Source organism: Streptomyces sp. NPDC032091, from assembly GCF_055580265.1.
In genome coordinates, this window is record NZ_JBVILR010000023.1 from 58,138 (window position 1) to 79,344 (window position 21,207).

At 72.2% G+C, this 21,207-nt stretch carries 15 protein-coding genes; 9 read left to right on the forward strand and 6 right to left on the reverse strand.

What is annotated here, in order from left to right:
- Positions 1 to 43: 43 nt before the first annotated feature.
- The 5 genes from ACZ5NJ_RS30185 (at position 44) to ACZ5NJ_RS30205 (ending at position 7,356) form a co-directional block, all read left to right on the forward strand.
- Positions 44 to 1,057 carry a LacI family DNA-binding transcriptional regulator gene (locus ACZ5NJ_RS30185; RefSeq protein ID WP_468768915.1) on the forward strand — a complete coding sequence of 338 codons (1,014 nt, stop codon included), beginning with the start codon at positions 44 to 46 and terminating at the stop codon, positions 1,055 to 1,057.
- Positions 1,058 to 1,066: 9 nt separating this feature from the next.
- Positions 1,067 to 3,286: a glycoside hydrolase family 3 N-terminal domain-containing protein gene (locus tag ACZ5NJ_RS30190; protein WP_468768917.1), complete on the forward strand. Its 2,220-nt coding sequence runs from the start codon at positions 1,067 to 1,069 to the stop codon at positions 3,284 to 3,286.
- Positions 3,283 to 4,767, forward strand: coding sequence for a glycoside hydrolase family 43 protein (locus tag ACZ5NJ_RS30195; RefSeq protein WP_468768918.1), 1,485 nt, complete (start codon positions 3,283 to 3,285; stop codon positions 4,765 to 4,767). Before ACZ5NJ_RS30190 ends, ACZ5NJ_RS30195 begins: the two co-directional genes overlap by 4 nt.
- An 82-nt stretch (positions 4,768 to 4,849) precedes the next feature.
- Positions 4,850 to 5,821: a glycoside hydrolase family 6 protein gene (locus ACZ5NJ_RS30200; RefSeq protein WP_468768919.1), complete on the forward strand. Its 972-nt coding sequence runs from the start codon at positions 4,850 to 4,852 to the stop codon at positions 5,819 to 5,821.
- Positions 5,822 to 5,916: 95 nt separating this feature from the next.
- On the forward strand, positions 5,917 to 7,356 hold the full coding sequence (locus tag ACZ5NJ_RS30205) for an endo-1,4-beta-xylanase (protein ID WP_468768921.1): 1,440 nt from the start codon (positions 5,917 to 5,919) through the stop codon (positions 7,354 to 7,356).
- Positions 7,357 to 7,403: 47 nt separating this feature from the next.
- Here the strand turns inward: ACZ5NJ_RS30205 and ACZ5NJ_RS30210 are convergent, their stop codons facing one another.
- Positions 7,404 to 9,875, reverse strand: a complete 2,472-nt coding sequence (locus ACZ5NJ_RS30210) for a glycoside hydrolase family 9 protein (RefSeq protein WP_468768922.1) — start codon at positions 9,873 to 9,875, stop codon at positions 7,404 to 7,406.
- Positions 9,876 to 10,097: 222 nt separating this feature from the next.
- Entirely contained in the window at positions 10,098 to 10,835 is a 738-nt protein-coding gene (gene araD, locus ACZ5NJ_RS30215) for an L-ribulose-5-phosphate 4-epimerase AraD (RefSeq protein WP_468768926.1), read from the reverse strand.
- 233 nt (positions 10,836 to 11,068) lie between these two features.
- On the opposite strand from araD, the gene ACZ5NJ_RS30220 reads away from it, so the two are divergent.
- Together ACZ5NJ_RS30220 and ACZ5NJ_RS30225 are read left to right on the forward strand one after the other, a co-directional pair.
- A complete protein-coding gene (locus ACZ5NJ_RS30220; RefSeq protein ID WP_468768928.1) occupies positions 11,069 to 12,142 on the forward strand; it encodes a LacI family DNA-binding transcriptional regulator in 1,074 nt (357 codons plus the stop codon).
- Positions 12,143 to 12,266: 124 nt separating this feature from the next.
- Positions 12,267 to 12,818 (forward strand): DinB family protein, encoded by a 552-nt coding sequence (locus tag ACZ5NJ_RS30225; RefSeq protein WP_468768929.1) that lies wholly within the window; start codon positions 12,267 to 12,269, stop codon positions 12,816 to 12,818.
- A gap of 122 nt (positions 12,819 to 12,940) precedes the next feature.
- Here ACZ5NJ_RS30225 and yjfF read toward each other — a convergent pair whose 3' ends face one another.
- The 4 genes from yjfF to ACZ5NJ_RS30245 are packed head-to-tail and all read right to left on the reverse strand — an operon-like array spanning position 12,941 to position 17,686.
- The gene (gene yjfF, locus ACZ5NJ_RS30230) at positions 12,941 to 13,963 is read right to left on the reverse strand and encodes a galactofuranose ABC transporter, permease protein YjfF (RefSeq protein WP_468768930.1); all 1,023 of its coding nucleotides are present in this window, start codon (positions 13,961 to 13,963) and stop codon (positions 12,941 to 12,943) included.
- Positions 13,960 to 15,060 (reverse strand): ABC transporter permease, encoded by a 1,101-nt coding sequence (locus ACZ5NJ_RS30235; protein ID WP_468768932.1) that lies wholly within the window; start codon positions 15,058 to 15,060, stop codon positions 13,960 to 13,962. The genes yjfF and ACZ5NJ_RS30235 overlap by 4 nt, the downstream gene beginning before the upstream one ends.
- A complete protein-coding gene (locus ACZ5NJ_RS30240) occupies positions 15,057 to 16,616 on the reverse strand; it encodes a sugar ABC transporter ATP-binding protein (RefSeq protein ID WP_468768933.1) in 1,560 nt (519 codons plus the stop codon). Before ACZ5NJ_RS30240 ends, ACZ5NJ_RS30235 begins: the two co-directional genes overlap by 4 nt.
- Before the next feature lie 59 nt (positions 16,617 to 16,675).
- The gene (locus ACZ5NJ_RS30245; protein ID WP_468768935.1) at positions 16,676 to 17,686 is read right to left on the reverse strand and encodes an ABC transporter substrate-binding protein; all 1,011 of its coding nucleotides are present in this window, start codon (positions 17,684 to 17,686) and stop codon (positions 16,676 to 16,678) included.
- A 227-nt stretch (positions 17,687 to 17,913) separates the two neighbouring features.
- Between ACZ5NJ_RS30245 and araB the strand changes: the two genes are divergently transcribed.
- On the forward strand, positions 17,914 to 19,608 hold the full coding sequence (gene araB, locus ACZ5NJ_RS30250) for a ribulokinase (RefSeq protein ID WP_468768937.1): 1,695 nt from the start codon (positions 17,914 to 17,916) through the stop codon (positions 19,606 to 19,608).
- 71 nt (positions 19,609 to 19,679) lie between these two features.
- Complete coding sequence (araA, locus tag ACZ5NJ_RS30255) at positions 19,680 to 21,191, forward strand: L-arabinose isomerase (protein WP_468768938.1); 1,512 nt, start codon at positions 19,680 to 19,682, stop codon at positions 21,189 to 21,191.
- Positions 21,192 to 21,207: the final 16 nt, after the last annotated feature.

Here is a 21,207-nt window from a genome sequence, read left to right on the forward strand (position 1 = left end):
GATACCTGTCGGCAGCCCGAGGCGTCGACGCGGAGGAGAGAAGTTGAGCGAACAGCGTCCGACCCTGGCCGTCATCGCCGCCGAGGCAGGGGTCTCCCAGGCCACCGTGTCCAAGGTGCTCAACGGCCGCGCCGATGTCGCGGCTTCGACACGCGAACGGATCGAGGGCCTGCTGCGGTCCCACCACTACCTCGCGCCCGGCCGGCAGGGCAGGGCCCGCAGGTCGGGCCTGGTCGACCTGATCATCGGCGGCCTGGACAGCGCGTGGGCGGTGGAGATCCTGCGCGGCGTCGAGGCCGAGTGCGCCCGGCGCGGCGTGGGCACCGTCGTCTCACTCGTCCCGCCGGGCGAGGCCACGCCGTCGAGCTGGGCCGCCCTGCCGGTCCTGCACCACAGCGACGGCGTCATCCTCGTCACCGCCTCGGTCACCCGGGCCCAGCGCGCCCAGATCGAACAGGCCGGGGTGGCGCTGGTCGTCATCGACCCGATCGACCTGCCGGACAACGGTGTGCCGAGCATCGGCGCCACCAACTGGGCCGGGGGCCTCGCCGCCACGGAGCACCTGCTGGAGCTGGGACACCGCCGGATCGCCGCGATCGGCGGGCGCAAGGAGATGCTCTGCAGCCAGGCCCGCATCGACGGGTACCGCGCCGCGCTGGAGCGGGCCGGGATCGAGGTCCGTCCCGAACTGATCCGGTTCGGCGACTTCCAGCACGAGGGCGGGTTCCGGCGCGCCCGGGAACTGCTCGCGCTCCCCGAGCCGCCGACCGCCGTCTTCGCCGGAAGCGACCAGCAGGCGATGGGCGTCTACGAAGCGGCCCGGCAAGGCGGACTGAGCGTCCCGGGAGACCTCAGCGTGGTCGGCTTCGACGATCTGCCGATGTGCGGATGGCTGTCACCACCGCTGACGACGGTGCGCCAGCCGCTGGAGGAAATGGGCCGGCTCGCCGCCCGCGCACTCTTCCAGCTGCTGGACGGCCAGTCCCTGGTCAGCCCCCGGATGGAGCTCTCGACCGAGCTCAAGGTCCGCCTCTCCACCGCCCCGCCCCGTCTCTAGGAGAACTCCTTGACCGAGCCCTGGCGCGACCCCCTGCTGCCCGTGTCCGTGCGCGTCGCCGATCTGCTGGAACGGATGACACTGGAAGAGAAGGCCGGGCAGCTCACCGCGTTCTGGGCGCGGCCCTCGGATCCTGGGGCACCGGTCGCGCCCGTGGAGGACGATTCCGGCGAGTCCGCACCCGGGCTCGACCAGGTCGCCGCCCACGGACTCGGCCAGCTCACCCGGGTGTTCGGCACCGCGCCGGTCACCGCGAAGGCCGGGATGGAGCGGCTCGCCTCGCTCCAGCGGCAGGTGACCGCCTCGGGCCGCTTCGGGATCCCGGCGGTCGTGCACGAGGAGTGCCTGACCGGGTTCATGACGTGGGGGGCGACGGTCTTTCCCGCGCCGCTCGCCTGGGGCGCTTCCTTCGACCCCGGGCTCGTGCGCCGGATGGCCGCCGCGATCGGCGCGGGGATGCGGCGGGCCGGTGTCCACCAAGGGCTGGCTCCGGTCCTCGACGTGGTCCGCGATTACCGCTGGGGCAGGACCGAGGAGTGCATCGGCGAGGACCCCTGTCTCGTCGGAGCGATCGGCACCGCCTATGTGCAGGGCCTGGAGGGCGCGGGGATCGTGGCGACGCTCAAGCACTTCGCCGGGTACTCGGCCTCACGGGCCGGCCGGAACATGGCCCCCGTCGCCGTGGGGCCCCGCGAGTTCGCCGACGTGCTGGTCGAGCCTTTCGTACGGGCGCTGCGCGAGGGGGGCGCCCGGTCGGTGATGAACAGTTACACCGATGTGGACGGCGTCCCGGTGGCCGCCGACGAACGGCTGCTGACCGGGCTGCTCAGGGATGAACTCGGCTTCACGGGTACGGTCGTCGCCGACTACTACGCCGTCTCCTTCCTGGAGACCCGGCACGGCGTCGCCGGTTCGCGCGGCGCGGCCGGCGCGCTGGCGCTGACCGCCGGAATCGATGTCGAACTGCCCACGGCCCGCTGCTACGGCGAGCCGCTGACCGCACTCGTGCGGTCGGGAGCCGTACCGGAGGAGCTCGTCGACCGGGCCGCGCGGCGGGTCCTGCTGCAGAAGGCGGAACTCGGCCTGCTCGACCCCGGCTGGGAACCCGCCGCGCCCGAGGCGGTCGACCTCGACCCGCCGGAGAACCGGGCCCTCGCCAGGCTCCTGGCCGAACGGTCCACCGTGCTGCTCACCAATGACGGCACCCTGCCGCTGCGGCCCTGCCGGGTCGCGCTCCACGGGCCGTACGCCGACGAACCCCGCTCCCTCCTCGGCTGCTACGCCTTCCCCAACCACGTCGCGGCTCCCGGCGAGGCCGGGCCGGAGATCCCCACGCTCGGCGAAGCGCTCGGCGCCGCCGGGTTCACCATCACCGCGGACGACCCGGACGTGAACGTACTGGTGCTCGGGGACCGGGCCGGCCTGTTCGGCCGGGGCACCTCCGGAGAGGGCTGCGACGCCGAGACCCTCGACCTGCCCGGCGACCAGGCCGCACTGGCCTCCGCCGTCCTGGACTCCGGTGTGCCGACCGTGCTGGTCGTCGTCTCCGGACGGCCCTACGCGCTGGGCAGGGCGGCCGAGCGCGCGTCGGCCGTCATCCAGGCCTTCTTCCCCGGGGAGGAGGGGGCGACGGCGCTGGCCCGGATCATCAGCGGGGCGGCGGAACCGTCCGGACGGCTCCCCGTCTCCCTCCCCCGCCGGGCCGGCGGCCAGCCCGGCACCTACCTGCGCGGCAGGCTCGGCGGGCGCACCGACTGGAGTTCGGTGGACCCGACCCCGCTGTTCCCCTTCGGACACGGGCTGAGCTGGACCAGGTTCGCCTACTCGGAGCTCGCGGTGGATGCCGAGGCCCCGACGGACGGGGCCGTCACCGTCTCGGCCACCGTGCGCAACGTCGGCGGGGTGGCCGGGACCGAGGTGGTCCAGCTGTACCTCTCCGACCCCGTGGCGTCCGTCGTCCGGCCGCAGCGGTGGCTCGCCGGATTCGCCCGGGTCGAGCTGGATCCGGGCGCGGCCGCCCGGGTCGCCTTCTCCGTCCATGCCGACCGGACCTCCTTCACCGGGCTCGACCTGCGCAGGCGGGTGGAGCCCGGGGAGATCGGGGTGGCCGTCGGGCGGTCCAGCGGCGACCTCCCGCTCCAGGGCTCCTTCACCCTGCGGGGGCCGGTACGCCATCCGGCCGCCGACCGGGTGCTGTCCGTGCCGGTCGATGTCGTCCCGGTGCCATGACCACGTTGTTCGATGATCCCGTCTCCGGTGACCCCGTCCTGCCCGGGTTCCGGCCCGACCCGTCCGTCTGCCGGGTGGGCGCGGACTACTACCTGGTGACGTCCAGCTTCGAATGGTCCCCGGGCCTTCCCGTCTTCCACAGCCGTGACCTCGTGAACTGGCGGCGCATCGGATCCGCGCTCGACCGGGCGTCCCGGCTCGACCTCGCCGGCTGCCCTCCCTCACGGGGGCTGTTCGCGCCGACGATCCGGCACCATGACGGGCTCTTCCACCTCGTCTGCACGCTGATGGACGGTCCCGGTCACTTCGTCGTCACGGCGACGGATCCGGCGGGGCCGTGGTCGGAGCCGCAGTGGCTGGACGGCGAGGGGTTCGACCCGTCGCTGTTCTTCGACGACGGACCGGACGCGGGCGAGGCACGTGCCTGGTTCACCGCCGCCCGGGTGGTGGACGAGGCCGCCGGCCGCACCGAGATCTGGATGCGCGAGTACCTGCCCCGCGAACGACGGCTCACGGGACCCGAGTACGTCCTGTGGTCGGGGAGCCGCCCGGGGGCCCGCTGGTCGGAAGCCCCGCACCTCTACCGGATCGACGGCGCCTACCTCCTGCTCACCGCCGAGGGCGGCACCGATGTGGACCACAGCGTGGTGGCCGCCCGCGCGGACCGGGTGACCGGCCCCTACGAGGGCGCCCCCGGCAATCCGGTGCTGCCACCCGCCCGGGGCCCGGTCACCTGCACCGGGCACGCCGACCTCGTCCGCACCCCGGACGGCGACTGGCGGGCCGTCCTGCTGGGCGTCCGGCCGGGCTCCGCGCTCGGCCGCGAGACCTTCCTCAGCCGGATCACCTGGAACGACGGCTGGCCGGTCTTCTCCCCCGTCCGCCACACGGGCCCGCGCCGCCCCCTCCACGACACGTTCGCCACCCTCTCCGCCGACTGGAACACCCTGCGCACCCCACCGGCGCCGTTCTGGACCACCGGCGACGGGCTGCGCCTGCGGCTCCGGCCCGAACGCCTCGGCGAGCGCACCACCCCGTCCCTCCTGGCCCGGCCCCAGGAACACCCCGACTGCGACGTCTCCACGGAACTGCGCTTCGCTCCCGCCGCACCGGACGACGAGGCGGGCCTCGCCGTGGTCCTCGACGACGACACCCATCTCCTCCTCCTGCGCACCACCGAAGGACTCAGCCTCCGCCACGGGCCCGAGGTCCTGGCCCGGGTTCCCGTCCCCCAGGGCCCCGTACGCCTGGGGGTCCGCATCCGCGGCTTCCACCACACCTTCAGCCATGCCGCACCCGGCGGCGCCTGGCAGGACCTGCCCGCCGTCGAAGCCTCCTTCCTCACCCCCCTGTTCACCAGCGTCCAGCTCGGCCTCTACGCCACCTCCAACGGCCGCCCCTCCACCCACCACGCGCACTTCCCGTGGTTCGGCATCACCTACCCGAGCCGGGAGCGACCGCCCGGACACCGGGGTGGGTGACGCGCGGCCCACGGCCCCGCTCCGGGCAGCGCACTCCCCCCAACCGGAAGCGCTTCCCCTTCCCCCCACCGGAGGACCAACCATGCGCACATCCGTCCGAGCCGCATCCACCCTGCTGGCCGCAGTCCTCGCCGGCGGTCTCGCCCTGCTCCCCGCCGGCCCGGCGTACGCCGCCGACCCGACCACGATGACCAGCGGCTTCTACACCGACCCCGACAACTCCGCCCTGCGGTGGACCGCGGCGAACCCCGGCGACGGCCGGGCCGCGGCGATCCGGACGTCCATCGCCAACACCCCGGCGGCCCGCTGGTTCGGCAACTGGAGCGGCGACATCGCCTCGGCCGCCGGCTCCTACACCGGCCGCGCGGACTCCGCCGACAAGCTGCCGGTCCTGGTCGCGTACAACATCCCCGACCGGGACATCTGCGCCGGTCAGTCCGGCGGCGGCGCCGGGAGCCGCGCCGCCTACGAGAGCTGGATCGCCGCCTTCGCCGGCGGCATCGGCAGCCACCCGGCCGTCGTCATCCTCGAACCCGACGCCCTCGGACACGAGAGCTGCATGACGGCCGCCCAGATCGCCGAGCGCAACGCCATGCTGAAGTACGCGATCGCCCAGTTCAACGCCAAGGCCCCCAACACCTGGGTCTACCTCGACGCCGGGAACGCCGGCTGGATCGGCGCCCCGGCCATGGCGCAACAGCTCGCCGCCGCCGGGGTCGCCGGGGCACACGGCTTCGCGCTGAACGTCTCCAACTACTTCACCACCGACCAGAGCACCTCCTACGGCAACGCCGTCAACGCGACGCTGCGCTCGTACGGCTATACGAAGCCGTTCGTCATCGACACCAGCCGCAACGGCAACGGCTCCAACGGCGAGTGGTGCAACCCCGCCGGCCGCCGGACCGGTACTCCCAGCCGGCGTGGCGGCGGTGCCGAGATGCTGCTGTGGATCAAGATCCCCGGGGAGTCCGACGGCAACTGCGGCGTCGGGGCGGGCTCCTCGGCCGGGCAGTTCCTGCCGGAGGTCGCCTACAAGATGATCTACGGCTACTGAGCCCGCACGCGGATCCCTTCACGCCGCGCTCCACTCCTTCCGTGCCCTTCCTTCCGTGCTCTTCCTTCCCTGTTCTCTCTCCTGGAGGTTCATTCATGGGATCGAACGCCCTTCCCCCGCCCCTCGTCCGCCGCAAGACCCGGGGATTACGCGCGGCCCTGGCCGTCGCCGTCCTCGGTGCCACCGCCGTGCTCGCCGCTCCGCCGGCCTCCCAGGCCGCCGAGGGCACGCTCGGTGGCGCGGCCGCGCAGAGCGGGCGCTACTTCGGCGCCGCCATCGCCTCCGGCCGGCTCGGCGACGGCGCGTACACGTCGATCGCGGGCCGCGAGTTCAACTCGGTGACGCCCGAGAACGAGATGAAGCCCGACGCCACCGAGCCCCAGCAGGGCCAGTTCAGCTTCGCCGCAGGTGACCGCGTCTACAACTGGGCGGTGCAGAACGGCAAGCAGGTACGCGGCCACACGCTGGCCTGGCACTCGCAGCAGCCCGGCTGGATGCAAAACCTCGGCGGCGGCGCGCTGCGCCAGGCGATGGTCAACCACATCAACGGCGTGATGGCCCACTACAAGGGCAAGCTCGTCCAGTGGGACGTCGTCAACGAGGCCTTCGCCGACGGCAGTTCAGGGGCCCGGCGCGACTCCAACCTGCAGCGCACCGGCAACGACTGGATCGAGGTCGCCTTCCGCACCGCCCGCGCCGCCGATCCCGGCACCAAGCTCTGCTACAACGACTACAACATCGAGAACTGGACGTGGGCCAAGACCCAGGCGGTGTACGCCATGGTCCGGGACTTCAAGCAGCGCGGCGTGCCGATCGACTGCGTCGGCTTCCAGTCCCACTTCAACAACGACAGCCCCTACGACAGCAACTTCCGCACCACCCTGCGGAGCTTCGCCGCCCTCGGCGTCGACGTGGCCGTCACCGAACTCGACGTCCAGGGCGCCCCGGCCACGGCCTACGCCAACGTGGCCAACGACTGCCTGTCCGTCCCGCGCTGCCTCGGCATCACCGTCTGGGGCGTGCGCGACACCGACTCGTGGCGGTCGGAGCAGTCGCCGCTGCTGTTCGACGGCAACGGCAACAAGAAGCCGGCCTACACCTCCGTGCTGGGCGCGCTGAACGGCGCCGGCTCCTCCACCCCGACCCCCTCACCCGGTTCCGGGCCGGTCAAGGGCGTAGGTTCGGGCCGGTGCCTTGACGTGCCCGGTGGCGTGACCACCGACGGCACCCGGCTCGACCTGTGGGACTGCAACAACCGCGGCAACCAGCAGTGGACCTACACCGCCGCGGGCGAGCTCAGGGTCTACGGCGACAAGTGCCTGGACGCCGCCGGCACGGGCAACGGTACCAAGGTCCAGATCTACGGCTGCTGGGGCGGCGACAACCAGAAATGGCGCCTGAACTCCGATGGATCCATCGTCGGCGTCCAGTCCGGCCTCTGCCTTGACGCCGTCGGCAACGGCACCTCCAACGGCACCCTGATCCAGCTCTACTCCTGCTCGAACGGCGGCAACCAGCGCTGGACCCGCACCTGAAGCCCGCCCCGGCGAGGGTGGCGATACCCTCGCCGGGGCACGGTTCCTCAGGAGCAGACCGCGCCCCCGAGCGTGAAGCGCGCCGGGGGCGCGTTGGTACCCGAATACGTCGCCTGGAAGCCGAAGCTCGCACTGCCGCCGGGCTCCAGCGTGGCGTTCCACCCGGCGTCCCGGGCGGTGACCGTGCTGCCCGACTGGCTCACCGTGGCGTTCCAGGCGTTGCCGATCCGCTGGTCACCCGCGAAGCTCCAGCCGAGGGTCCAGCCGGAGACCGCCGAGGTGCCGGTGTTCCGCACGCTGACCGTCGCCGTGAAGCCGTTGCCCCAGGCGTTGTCGATCCGGTACGCCACCGTGCAGGAGGCCCCCGCCGTGTCGTCGTCCGCCTCCGTCGCCGTGAACGTCGCCGACTGGACGCCGGGGCCGCCGGCCGTGAACGTGGCGCTGCCCGGCGACGCGTCGGCGTCCTGTGCGGCCGAGACGGGTACCTGCTGCGCCGTCGCCCAGTTGCCGGGGGTGAACACCAGGGTCGCGGCCGCGGACAGATCCGGGTCGCCCGAGGTCCGGGCCACGGTCACCGTGACATCGCGCGCGGGCGCCGCCGAGAGCCGTACGCCCACCGCCGCCGAACCGCCCTCCGGGACCGTCACGGCGGCCGGTGCCACCTGGACCACGGGCACCGCCGGGGCGCCGCGCCGCTCGGCGGCGAAGGCCGCCAGCCAGGCCAGCGACGCGTTCCAGTTGATCGCCACCTCGTTGGTGGAGTACGAGCCGATGTCGTCCACGTAGCACGCCGCCGGCGCGCAGCCCTGGAGCTTCTCCTTGGCGACCGGGTCCTCCAGCGCCGCGTTCGGGCCGCCCGCGAAGGAGCCGGCCGGCGGGTGGGGCAGTGAGGCGTCGTTCTGGTGTGCCCAGAACCGGTGGTGCTGGTTCTCGGAGTGGCGTGCGCCGTAGCCGGTGACGTAGGAGAGGTCGAGCGCGTTGCGGCCGAGCAGGTAGTCCAGGGACTCCAGTGCTCCGGCCCGGTAGCGCTGCTGGCCGGTGAGTTCGTACGCGACGGCCATCACCATCGCGTTGTTGGTGACGGAGCTGTTGGAGCCCCACGCGTACCCGGTGGCGGGGAGCGGCACCGGGTAGCCCTGTCCGGCCATGGTGGAGAGGTGGCCGTCGGCCGCCGTGGTGAGCAGACCGCGCAGCCGGGCGATGTCGTCGGCGGGCAGGCCCACGCCGGGGACGGTGGCCAGGGTGATACGGCCGAGGGTGGCCGTGCCGCCCCACCAGAACCCGTCGACGGGCTTGGTGTGGTGCGGGGAGGAGGTGACGGCGTCCCGGTACTGCGACTCCCCGGTGGTGGCCAGGAGCTCCGCCGCCGCCCAGTAGAACTCGTCGGAGACGTCGGCGTCCTCGTACGCGCCGCCGCCGGTGTTGTCGCTCGCCGGCGCGAGGACGTTCGGGTTGGCTTTCGCGGCCGACCAGGCGCGGCGGGCCGCGTCGAGGCAGCGCGCGGCGAACGCGCTGTCGTACGGCGCGTACACCCGGGCACACTGCGCGGCCGAGGCCGCGAGGTTCAGCGTCGCGGCGGTCGACGGCTTGTGCAGCTCGCGCTGCTCGGGATCGAGATCGGGCCGGGTCGGCAGGGCGGTCCACTGGGCGTCGTGCATCTTGTGGAAGGCCATCCCGGCCATCGGCTTCCCGGCGGGAACCTGCATCCGCAGCAGGAACTCCAGCTCCCAGCGGGCCTCGTCCAGCACGTCCGGTGTACCGTTGCCGCGCTCCGGCACCCGCAGCGTCGCATCGCCGAGCGCCGCGTCGCCGCCCGTCCGGCGCGCCCGCTCGAAGGAGTTGACCATCTCCCAGACGGAGATGCCGCCGTTGACGACGTACTTGCCCTGGTCGCCCGCGTCGTACCAGCCGCCGTGCGCGTCGATGCGGTAGTCGCAGACCCCCGGCTGGCAGGGGACGTCGCTGTCGCCCTTGTTCGGGGCGACGCCCAGGTGCCCGGCGGGGCGGGCGTAGGCGCTGCCGCCGGCCAGGGCGGCGTCGATCGCGATGCCGCTGCGCTGCTGGTAGAAGAACGACATGCTGTCCGCGCGCAGTGCGTCGTACAGCGACGGGGAGATGGCGAAGGGGTGGCTGGTGCGGCCGTCGACGCCGAGGGTGTAGCCGGTGCCGGTGCCGGTGTACGCGCCGAAGTCCACCAGGTGCGTGGACTGGCCGGACGCCTGGTCGGCGCCGTGCAGGGTGGTGGTGCCCGAGGCGACCACCGCGCCTGCGGCGTCGCGCAGTTGCCAGCCGAGGGGGGTGGTCGCGGCGCTGGTCACGGTGGCCCGCTTGGGGCCGTCGGGGAGGTAGCCGAGCTGGTTGACCCGGACGGGTGTGTCGGCAGCGGCGGCCACGGGGGCGGCGGCGGCTGCCGGAACGGTCAGGGCGGTCGTGGACAGGCCGCCGACGGCGAGCGCGAAGCCGGCGAGTACGGCGGCCGCGCGGCGGGGCACGCCGCGCGCGGGGGTGGCAGGAGGCACGGGTGGAGCCTTCCTAGGCTGGGGTGTGGGAGCGCTCCCAATCAAGCCAGCAGCCGGACGGACCGTCAAGTGTCCTTGCGTTGAGGGGAGTTGATGCGCCACAGCGCAGGCGGACTCAAAGGCCGCTCACCGTGGTATCGACGTCGCGCGGGGCCGTCCGGACACCCGTGGCACGCCGACGAGGTGGCGCTCCCCTCCCGCACCCCTCGTCGGCGTGCGGTCTCAGCTTCCCCCGGTGCGGGGGGCGTTGCCGTAGTAGGCGTCCGGTCCGTGCTTACGGGTGAAGTGGCGCTCCAGAAGGTGCCTCGGCGGCTCGGAGACGCCCCCGAGGCGGAACCCCAGCGCCAGGGTGTGCAGCGCCATCTCCGCCACGGCCTCGCAGACGACGGCGTTCTCCAGTGCGGCCTTCGCGGTGGCGCCCCAGGTGAAGGGGCCGTGCCGTGAGACGAGCGCTCCGGGAACCTCTTCGGCCCGGCGGGGGTCGGTGCCGAGCCGGGCGACGATCACCTGGCCGGTGTTGTACTCGTAGTCCTTCGCGCACTGCTCGGCGGTGAGGTCCTCCGTCACGGGGACGGGCCCGTTGAAGGTGTCGGCGTGCGTGGTGCCGAGCATGGGGATGGGGCGGCGCGCCTGGGCGAAGGCGACGGCGTGCACCGAGTGCGTGTGGGTGACTCCCCCGATGGAGGGGAACGCCCGGTAGAGGCACCGATGGGTTTCGGCGTCGGTGGAAGGCCTGAGGTGCCCCTCGACGACCCTCCCGTCCTCCAGCGCCACCACCACCAGGTCCTCCTCGGTGAGGTCGGCGTAGGAGATCCCGGACGGCTTGATGACGAAGACGCCGGCGTCCCGGTCCACTCCGCTGACGTTTCCCCAGGTGAGAGTGGCCAGCCCGGCCTCGGGGATACGAAGGTTGGCCGCGAGGACCTCGCGGCGGAGCTTCTTGAGGTGGGTCTCGCTCACTGCACTCTCACCGTCTTTCCGCCGGCTGGACTGATCGGGGGCCGCGCCGGCACCGCGGATGGGCTGCGGTGGCCCCGCTTGAGATTGTGAACGCTAACAAGCGATAAGCTCAAGGGATTACGAGGAGATTCCCGCTCACATCCCGCAGAGAACGCTGCATAATGTGAGCGCCAACATCGATACCCCGCCGACCGTCCCGCGGCCGGTTCGGTACCTTGGGGGAAGGCCGCTCGATGAGGAAAGGAAGAGAGTTGACCCAGCTCCCGGACGTCTCGCGAGCGCCCACGATGACGGACGTCGCGCGCGTCGCAGGCGTGTCCCACCAGACCGTTTCGCGGGTGCTCAGCGACCACCCGAACGTCAGCGCCAAGACCCGGGCCGCGGTGACGCAGGTCATCGAGCAGCTGGGCTACCGCCGCAACTCGGCCGCCCGGGCCCTGGCCACGCGCCGGACCCACACGCTGGGCGTCATCGCCGTGAACACCACGCTGCACGGGCCCGCCAGCACCGTGGCGGGCGTTCAGGAGGCGGCTCGCGACCGCGGCTACCTGACGTCCGCCGTCACGCTGCGGACGGCCACGCAGACGGCCCTCGCCGAAGCCATGCAGCACCTCGCCGGGTGGGGGGTGGAGGGGATCGTCGCCGTCACTCCGCAGCGCGCCGCGGTGAGGGCCCTCGCGGCGCTGGAGGCACCGTGCCCGGTGGTCACCGTGGAAGGCGGCCACACCCTGGCGCTGCCCGGGGTGTCGCTGGACCAGAACCTCGGCGCCCGCATGATCACGGAGCATCTCCTCGCCTCGGGCCACTCCACCGTCTGGCATGTCGCCGGCCCCGCCGACTGGCTGGAGAGCGAGGCCCGCACCCAGGGCTGGGAGGACGCGCTGCGGGACGCCGGAGCCGAGGTGCCGCCCCTGCTGCGCGGCGACTGGAGTCCCCTGTCGGGATACCAGGCCGGCCAGCAGCTCGCGGGGCGGGTCCGGGCGTCACGAGGAGGAGCGGGGCTCACGGCGGTGTTCGTCGCCAACGACCAGATGGCCCTCGGTGTGCTCCGCGCCTTGCGGGAAGCCGGACTGCGCACGCCCGAGGACGTGGCGGTCGCCGGGTTCGACGACATCCCCGAGGCGGAGTTCTTCCCGCCCCCGCTGACGACGATCCGGCAGGACTTCGCCTCGCTCGGCCGCGACAGCATCGGTCTGCTCCTGGACCACATCGAGGGCCGGGCCGACGAGCCGACGCACCTGGTGGTGGCGCCCGAGCTCATCGTGCGCGCCAGCACGGCCCGCAGGATCGCCCTCCCCGGCGAATGACCGCCTCGGCGGGGCGCCGCCGTACCGGACGGGCCTGCGGCGTGTCCAGCGGATCGTGGGCGAGCGGGTCGTTGCCGTCCCCCCGCCGGCTGCGCTGTCAGCCCGTTCGCTAAGGTCTACAGCCATGATCGAGAGCCAGACCGAAACGTGGCCGGAACCTCCCCTCGCCGGCACCGAGGCCGCAGCGATCCTCGGCGCCCTCGAACGTCAGCGGGCCACCGTCGCCTGGAAGTGCTCCGGCCTGGACGCCGCCGGGCTTCGCGCCTCGCTCGGCACGTCCGCCATCACTTTGGGCGGCCTCCTCAAGCACCTGGCCCACGTGGAGGACAGCCACTTCGCCCGGTTGTGGCTCGGCTCCCCCGTCGGTGCTCCCTGGGACGGCGTCGACTGGGACAGCCGGCCCGACTGGGACTACCGGTCCGCAGCCGAGGACACCCCCGAGCAGCTGCGCGCGCTCTGGCAGGAATCGGTGGCCCGTTCACGTGCCATCGTCGAGCAGGCGCTCAGCGCGGGCGGGCTGGACCAACTCGGCGCCTACACCGCCCGTAACGGCGAACGCCCCAACCTCCGCCGTATTCTTCTCGACCTCATCGAGGAGTACGCCCGCCACGCCGGTCACGCCGACCTCATCCGTGAATCCGTCGACGGGCTCACGGGCGAGGACCCGCCGAGGTGAACGGAAGTACCGTGCGGAGCGGGCGGTCATAGACGGCAGGCCGCGGTCCGGAGCCCCCACGGCACCGGACGGCGGATGCGGTCGCGGCGCCGCCCGTTCCGGGCACGGCCCGCGGCCCGGCGTCAGCGCGTGGTGGGCCGGCGGCCGCCCATCAGGCGTTGCAGCACGATGAAGACGAGCAGCAGGGCACCGATGACGATCCGGGTCCACCAGGAGCTGAGGGTGCCCTGGAAGTTGACCAGCGTCTGGATCATGCCGAGGACCAGCACGCCGAGAGCGGTGCCCAGGACGAAGCCCGAGCCTCCGGTCAGCAGCGTGCCGCCGATCACGGTGGCGGCGATCGCGTCGAGTTCCATGCCCAGGGCGTGGAGGGCGTAGCCGGAGAGCGTGTAGAAGGTCAGCAGGAGGCCGCCGAGCGCGGAGCACAGGCCGCTGACGCCGTATACGGCCATCTTGGTGGTGCCCGTCGGCAGACCCATCAGGCGTGCGGAGGACTCGTTGCCGCCCAGCGCGTAGACGTTGCGGCCGAATCGCGTGTGGTGCAGGACGACGAAGGCGGTCACCAGCACGGCGAGGGCGATCAGCACGGGGATCGAGACGAACAGTCCGCCCGGGCCGTAGAGCCTGGTCTGGGCGACTCCGGCGGTGACGGGATCGTTGATCGTGATGGATTCGGTGCTGATCGTGTAGCAGAGCCCGCGGGCGAGGAACATGCCGGCCAGGGTGACGATGAACGGCTGGATCTCGAAGGTGTGGATGATCCAGCCCATGAGCGCCCCGCTCCCTGCGCCGACCAGGAGGACCAGGGGGATCACGGCGGCCAGGGGCCAGCCGTGCGACTCGACCAGCCAGGCGGTGATCATGGTCGAGAGGGCCACCATGGAACCGATGGACAGGTCGATGCCCCCGGTGAGGATGACGAAGGTCGCGCCGACCGCGACGACCAGCAGGAATCCGTTGTCGATCAGCAGGTTCAGCACGACCTGCGCGGAGAGGAAGCCCTCGTAGCGCACGGATCCGACGCCGAACATGACGGTCAGCAGGACCGCGGTGACGATCAGCGGGATACGGGTCCGGGCACGCGGCGAAACGGTCGCGAAGGTGCGGGCCGTTCGCGCGGCGGCGTTTACGGTGCCGGTACTCATGCTCGTACCTCCTGCTCCTGCTGCGGGGTGGTGCCCGCCGTGGCGGGGGATCGGGGAGAGGGGACCCGGCGGCGGACGACCTTGGCCCGGAAGACCGGGGACTGCACGAGGCAGACGATGACGACGACGAAGGCCTTGAAGACGAGAGTCGTCTCGGGAGGGACGCCGAGGGTGTAGACAGTGGTGGACAGGGTCTGGATGATCAGGGCGCCCAGGACCGTCCCGCCGAGGGAGAAGCGCCCTCCGGTCAGGGCGGTCCCGCCGATCACGACCGCGAGGATCGCGTCGAGCTCGATCCACAGGCCGGCGTTGTTGCCGTCGGCGCTGGAGACGTTCGAGCTGATCATCAGCCCGGCGACGGCGGCGCACAGGGCACTGAAGACGTAGACCAGGGCGAGCAGACCGCCGGCCCGGACGCCCACCAGGCGGCTGGCGGTGGGATTGCCGCCGACGGACTCGATCAGCATGCCGAGGGCACTGCGGCGGGTGACGAAGGAGGTGAGCACGACGAGGACGGCCGCCAGCAGGACGGCGAACGGGAGGAACAGCCAGTAGCCGCCCCCGATCATCTTGTAAGGGGCGCTGGTCACGGTGATGATCTGGCCGTCCGTGATCAGCTGGGCGACGCCGCGGCCCGCGACCATGAGGATCAGGGTGGCCACGATGGGCTGCACCCCCAGACCGGACACCAGCAGTCCGTTGGCCAGGCCCAGCACGAGCGCGACGGCGAGCGCGAGGGCGACGGCCGTGAGCGCGGTGGCGACGCTGCCGGGACGCGCCGCGGTGGAGAGGTGTCCGCAGGCGAGCGCGCCGGCGATGGCGACGGTGGAACCCACCGAGAGGTCGATGCCGCGGGTGGCGATGACGAGGGTCATGCCGAGCGCCACGAGGACGAGGGGCGCGCCGAAGCGCAGGATGTCGACGAGGCTGCCGTAGAGGTGGCCGTCACGCACCCGGACCGAGAAGAAGTCGTGGTGGAACGCGAGGTTGCCGAGGAGCAGGGCGAGCAGGACGAGCGCGGGCCACAGCAGGCGGTGGCCGGCCGTTCGCCGGCCGGGGCCGCCGGCGGCCCCGGATGTGGCGGGCTGGGGGGTCATGAGTCCGTTCCGGTGGCGATGGTCGTCAGGAGGCGTTCGGGCGTGACGGTGTCGTCGTTCGCCAGGGTGGCCACCATGCGGTGGTCGCGGAGGACGGCGATGCGGTGGCTCAGGCGCAGGACCTCTTCGAGTTCCGCCGAGACGAACAGCACGGCGGTGCCTTCGTCCGCCAGGCGGGCCACGAGTTTCTGGATCTCGGCCTTGGCCCCGATGTCGATGCCCCGGGTGGGTTCGTCGAGGATCAGGAACCGGGGGTCGGTGAGCAGCCAGCGCGCGAGGAGGACCTTCTGCTGGTTGCCTCCGCTGAGGTGGCGTACCTGTGCTTCGGGGTCGGCGGGGCGGATGTCCAGGGCCTCGATCCAGTGCCGGGCCAGTTCTTCCTGTTTCGCCCGGGTCAGCGGCCTGGTCCAGCCGCGGGCGGCCTGGAGGGCGAGGACGATGTTCTCGCGGACCGTGAGCTCGCCCACCAGCCCCTCCGCCTTGCGGTTCTCGGAGCAGAAGGCGATGCCCCGGGCGATGGCGTGGCGGGGGCTGCGCAGGAGCACCTTCCTGCCCTCGATGGTCACCTCTCCGCCGTCCGCGCTGTCCGCGCCGAACAGCAGGCGCGCCGCCTCGGTGCGGCCTGAGCCCAGCAGGCCGGCCAGTCCGATGACCTCGCCGGCGTGGATGTCGAGGTCGTAGGGTTCGATCGAGCCCTTGCGGGTCAGCCGTCGGGCCCGGAGGAAGGGCTCGCGGGGCGCCCGTTCGGCCCCTGGTTCGTGGGCACGGCCCGACAGCTGGTCGAGGGTGGCCAGTTCTCCGCCGATCATGCGCTGGACGAGTGTCACCGGGGTGAGCTCGCCGATGGGGTACTCGCCTTCGAGCCGGCCGCCGCGCAGGACGGTGACGCGGTCACAGAGGTCGAACACCTGGTCCAGGAAGTGCGTGACGAACAGGATGGCCACCCCGCGGTCCCGCAGGCGCCGCACCAGCCTGAAGAGCTGGGCCACCTCCTCGCGGTCCAGGCTGGAGGTGGGTTCGTCCAGCACGAGCACCTTCGCCGAGACGTCCACCGCCCGGACGATGGCGACGAGTTGCTGCACCGCCAGGGAATGCGCGTCGAGGAGGCCCGCGACGTCCAGGTCGAGCTCCAGCTCGGTCAGCAGCTCGGCCGCCCGCCGCCGCACCGCGGACCAGTGGACGAGGCCGAACCGGCGCGGTTCGCGCCCGATGAGGATGTTCTCGGCGACCGAGAGGTTGGGGCAGAGGTTGACCTCCTGGTAGACGGTGCTGATTCCGGCCCGCTGCGCCTGGAGGGGGTCCGTGAACGCGTGGGGCCGGCCGTCGACGAGGACGGTGCCGCCGTCGGCGGGGTGGACACCGGTGAGCACCTTGATCAAGGTGGACTTCCCGGCGCCGTTCTCGCCCATGAGGGCGTGCACCTCGCCGGGGAAGAGCCGCAGGGCGACTCCGTCGAGGGCGAGTACGCCCGGGAACCGCTTGCGGATGCCGTGGGCTTCCAGGACCGGCCGCGGGGCGCCGGCGCCCGTGGGCGGCGGGGTGGACGGAGGTGTCATCCGCCCTCCTCTCGTGTGGGGGTGGAGCGGGCTCGGGCGGCGGCGGGGGCCGCCGCGCGTCAGTAGTTCCGGGACGGCAGCGCGGCCGCGGCCTTGTCCTGCGGGAACACGCCCTCCTGGGTTTCGACCCGGGCGGGCACGCTCTCGCCCGCGACGACCTTCTTGGCCAGTTCCATCAGCTGGTCACCGAGGAGCGGGTTGCACTCCACCACGACGTTGATCTTGCCCTCGGTCATCGCGACGAAGGCGTCCTTGATCCCGTCCACCGAGATCACCTTGATGTCCGTACCGGGCTTCTTGCCGGACTCCTCGATGGCCTGGATGGCGCCGAGGGCCATGTCGTCGTTGTGGGCGTAGAGGACGTCGATGTTCTTCTGGGACTTCAGGAACGCCTGCATGACCTCCTTGCCCTTGGCCCGCGTGAAGTCGCCGGACTGGGAGGCGACGATCCTGAACCTGCCGTCGGCCCGGATGGCGTCGGCGAAGCCGGCCTTGCGGTCGTTGGCGGGTGCGGAGCCCGTGGTGCCCTGGAGTTCGACGATGTTGACCGGGCCCTGCTGGTTGGCGTAGGCGGCGGTCAGCCACTCCCCCGCCGACCTGCCCTCCTTGACGAAGTCCGAGCCCAGGAAGGTCTTGTAGAGGGAGGTGTCCTTGGTGTCCACGGCGCGGTCGGTCAGGATGACCGGGATGCCCGCGTCCTTGGCCTCCTTCAGCACCGTGTCCCAGCCGGACTCCACGACCGGGGAGAAGGCGATCACGTCGACCTTCTGCTGGATGAACGTGCGGATCGCCTTGATCTGGTTCTCCTGCTTCTGCTGCGCGTCGGAGAACTTGAGTTCGATGCCGGCCTTCTTCGCCGCCTCCTGAACGGATTTCGTGTTGGCGGTACGCCAACCGCTCTCGGCGCCGACCTGGGCGAAGCCCATGGTGATCTTGCCTCCGGAGCCCGCCTTGGCCCCGGTGGCCGGGCCCGGGGCGGGGCCGGCGGCGGGGCCCTGGGTCGAGCAGGCGGTCAGCGCCGAGGAGGCGAGGAGCGCGGCGGTGAGGACGAGGACTGCTCTGCGAGCCATGACGGGTGTCCTTTCGGGGTGTGCCGTCGAGAAGGGGAGCCGTCGCATTGTGAGCGCTAACAAGTGCGGTTCTCAACCCTCTTGCGCACGTTACCTGTCTGTTATCACGCCCGATGCGGCATCGAGTGACGCAGCAAGCGATCTGGCGGCACCCTCTTGCCCCTCGGCATTGTTAGCGCTCACACTTCATGGCGTCCGACACCACCGCTCCTTCGAAAGGCACTCAGTTGACGTCACCCCACCTCCTCACGCCCACCCCCCGTTCCGGGGAGCCGGAGCGGTACACGGTCGGTGTCGACTTCGGCACCCTGTCGGGCCGCGCCGTGGTGGTGCGGATTCGCGACGGGCAGGAGCTGGCGGCGGCGGTCCACACCTACCGGCACGGCGTGATGGACCGGTACCTGCCGCACGGCGGTGCACCACTGCCTCCGGACTGGGCCCTGCAACACCCCGAGGACTGGCGCGACGTCCTGCGCCGCGCCGTCCCGGCGGCCGTGGCGGCGGCCGGAGTCGATCCGGCCGCGGTGATCGGCATCGCCACCGACTTCACCGCCTGCACCGTCCTGCCCACCCTGGCCGACGGGACCCCCCTCGCCGAGACGGAGCTCGCGGGACGGCCGCACGCGTGGCCCAAACTGTGGAAGCACCACGCGGCCCAGCCGTACGCCGATCGCATCAACGAACTCGCCCACGCCCGCGGGGAGAAGTGGATCGCCCGCTACGGCGGCCGGATCTCCGCGGAGTGGCAGTTCGCGAAGGCCCTCCAGGTCCTGGAGGAGGATCCGCTCGTGTACGACACCTGCGCGCGGTGGATCGAGGCCGCCGACTGGATCGTGTGGCAGCTCACCGGAACCGAGTCCCGCAACGCCTGCACCGCCGGATACAAGGGCATCCACCAGGACGGTGCCTACCCGAGCGAGGAGTACCTGGCCGGGCTGAACCCCCGGTTCGCCGACTTCGCCCGCACCCGCCTCGCCTTCCCGCTCTCCGCGCTGGGCTCACGCGTGGGTTCGCTCACCACCGAGGCGGCGGCCTGGACCGGGCTGCGCCCCGGGATCGCCGTGGCCGCGGGCAACGTCGACGCCCACGTCACGGCGGCCGCGGCCCGGGCCGTGGAGGACGGCCAGCTGCTCGCCATCATGGGCACGTCCACCTGCCACGTCGTGAACGCACCCGTCCTCGCCGACGTCCCCGGCATCTGCGGTGTCGTGAACGGCGGGATCGTCGAGGGGACCTACGGCTACGAGGCCGGACAGAGCGCGGTCGGCGACATCTTCGCCTGGGTACTGGACCAGGGCGTCCCACCGGACTACCTCGCCGAAGCGGCCGAGCGCGACGAGGACCTGCACACCCTGCTGACCCGGAAGGCCGCCGGCCAGCCGGTCGGCGGCCACGGACTGGTCGCCCTCGACTGGCTGGGCGGAAACCGGTCGGTCCTCGTCGACCACCACCTCTCCGGAGTCATCGCGGGTCTGACCCTCGCGACCCGCCCCGAGGACGTCTACCGCGCGCTGCTCGAAGCCACCGCGTTCGGCACCCGCGTCATCGTGGAGGCCCTGGAGACGGGCGGCGTACCGGTGCGCGAGTTCATCGTCGCGGGCGGACTGGCCAGGAACGAACTGCTGATGCAGATCTACTCCGACGTGCTGCGCCGCCCGGTCTCCCTCGCCGCGTCGGACCAGGCACCCGCCCTGGGGGCGGCCATCCACGCCGCCGTGGCCGCGGGCGCGTACGGCGACGTACGGACGGCCGGCGCCGCCATGGGCCGCCGGCTTCCGGCCGTCTACACGCCGGACGCCTCCCGGGCCGATGCCTACGACACGCTCTACGCCGAATACCGGCTCCTGCACGACCGTTTCGCCGCCGACGGCCAGTTGCACCGCCTGCGGCGCATCCGCGACACCACCCACACGGCGAACTGATCCGCGCCGCCTTCCGCCCTCCCCGCCCGCCCGCTTCGACGCGCCGCGGGACGTCACCTCCAGGAGTCCATGTGCCCAGCCGAACGTCTCCCGCCCAGGAAATCTGGTTCCTCACGGGCAGCCAGCACCTGTACGGGGAGGAGACCCTGAAACAGGTCGCCGAACAGTCGCGGCACCTGGCCGCCGCGCTGGACGACGCCTCCGGCATTCCCGCACGTGTCGTGTGGAAGCCGGTACTCACCGACGCCGACGCCATCCGCCGCCTGTGCCTCGACGCGAACGCCGACGACCGGTGCACCGGGCTCATCGCCTGGATGCACACCTTCTCTCCGGCGAAGATGTGGATCGCCGGACTGGACGCGCTGCGCAAGCCGCTGCTGCACCTGCACACCCAGTCGAACGTGGCCCTGCCCTGGGACACCATCGACATGGACTTCATGAACCTCAACCAGGCCGCCCACGGCGACCGCGAGTTCGGCCACGTCCAGGCCCGACTCGGGGTGCCCCGCAAGACCGTGGCCGGACACGTCACGGACCCGGTGACGACCGCACGGGTCGCCGTCTGGGCGCGGGCGGCCGCCGCACGCGCCGAACTGGCCACCCTCAAGGTCGCCCGCTTCGGCGACAACATGCGCGATGTGGCCGTCACCGAGGGGGACAAGGTGGAGGCCCAGCTGCGCCTCGGCGTCTCCGTCAACACCTACGCCGTCAACGACCTGGCGGAGGTGGTCGACCACGCCCAGGAGAGCGAGGTGGCCTCGCTCGTCGAGGAGTACGCGGACCTGTACGACCTGGCGCCGGAGCTTCGACGGGGAGGCGAACGGTACGAGTCGCTGCGCTACGCGGCCCGCATCGAGGCCGGCCTGCGCACCTTCCTCGCGACGGGCGGCTTCCGGGCCTTCACCACCAACTTCGAGGACCTGGGCGGACTGCGCCAACTGCCCGGCCTCGCGGTCCAGCGGCTCATGGCCCAGGGGTACGGCTTCGGAGGGGAGGGCGACTGGAAGACCGCCGTCCTGCTGCGCGCCCTCAAGGCGGCCGCCACCGGCCTCCCCGGCGGTACCTCCTTCATGGAGGACTACACCTACGACATGACACCGGGCAACGAGCTCATCCTCGGCGCACACATGCTGGAAGTGTGCCCCACCCTCTCGACCGCCAGGCCCCGCTGCGAGATCCACCCCCTGGGCATCGGCGGGCGGGAGGACCCGGTCCGGCTGGTGTTCGACGCCGCCCCCGGCCCGGCCGTGGTGGTCGGCCTCGCCGACCTCGGCGACCGGTTCCGCCTGGTGGCCAACGACGTCGACGTCGTGACACCCCCGCATCCGCTGCCCGCCCTGCCCGTCGCCCGCGCGGTCTGGCGGCCCCGGCCGGACCTGCGGACCTCCACCGAATCCTGGCTGACGGCCGGCGGACCCCACCACACCGTCCTCAGCACCGCCCTGACCTCCGACCACCTCGACGACCTCGCGGAAATGCTCCGCCTGGAGCTCCTCCTCATCGAAGAGGGCACCACCCCGAAGCAGTTCCGTCGCGAGCTGCGATGGAACCAGGCGTACCACCGGCTGGCACTGGGGTTCTGAACCGGGGACAGGGGTG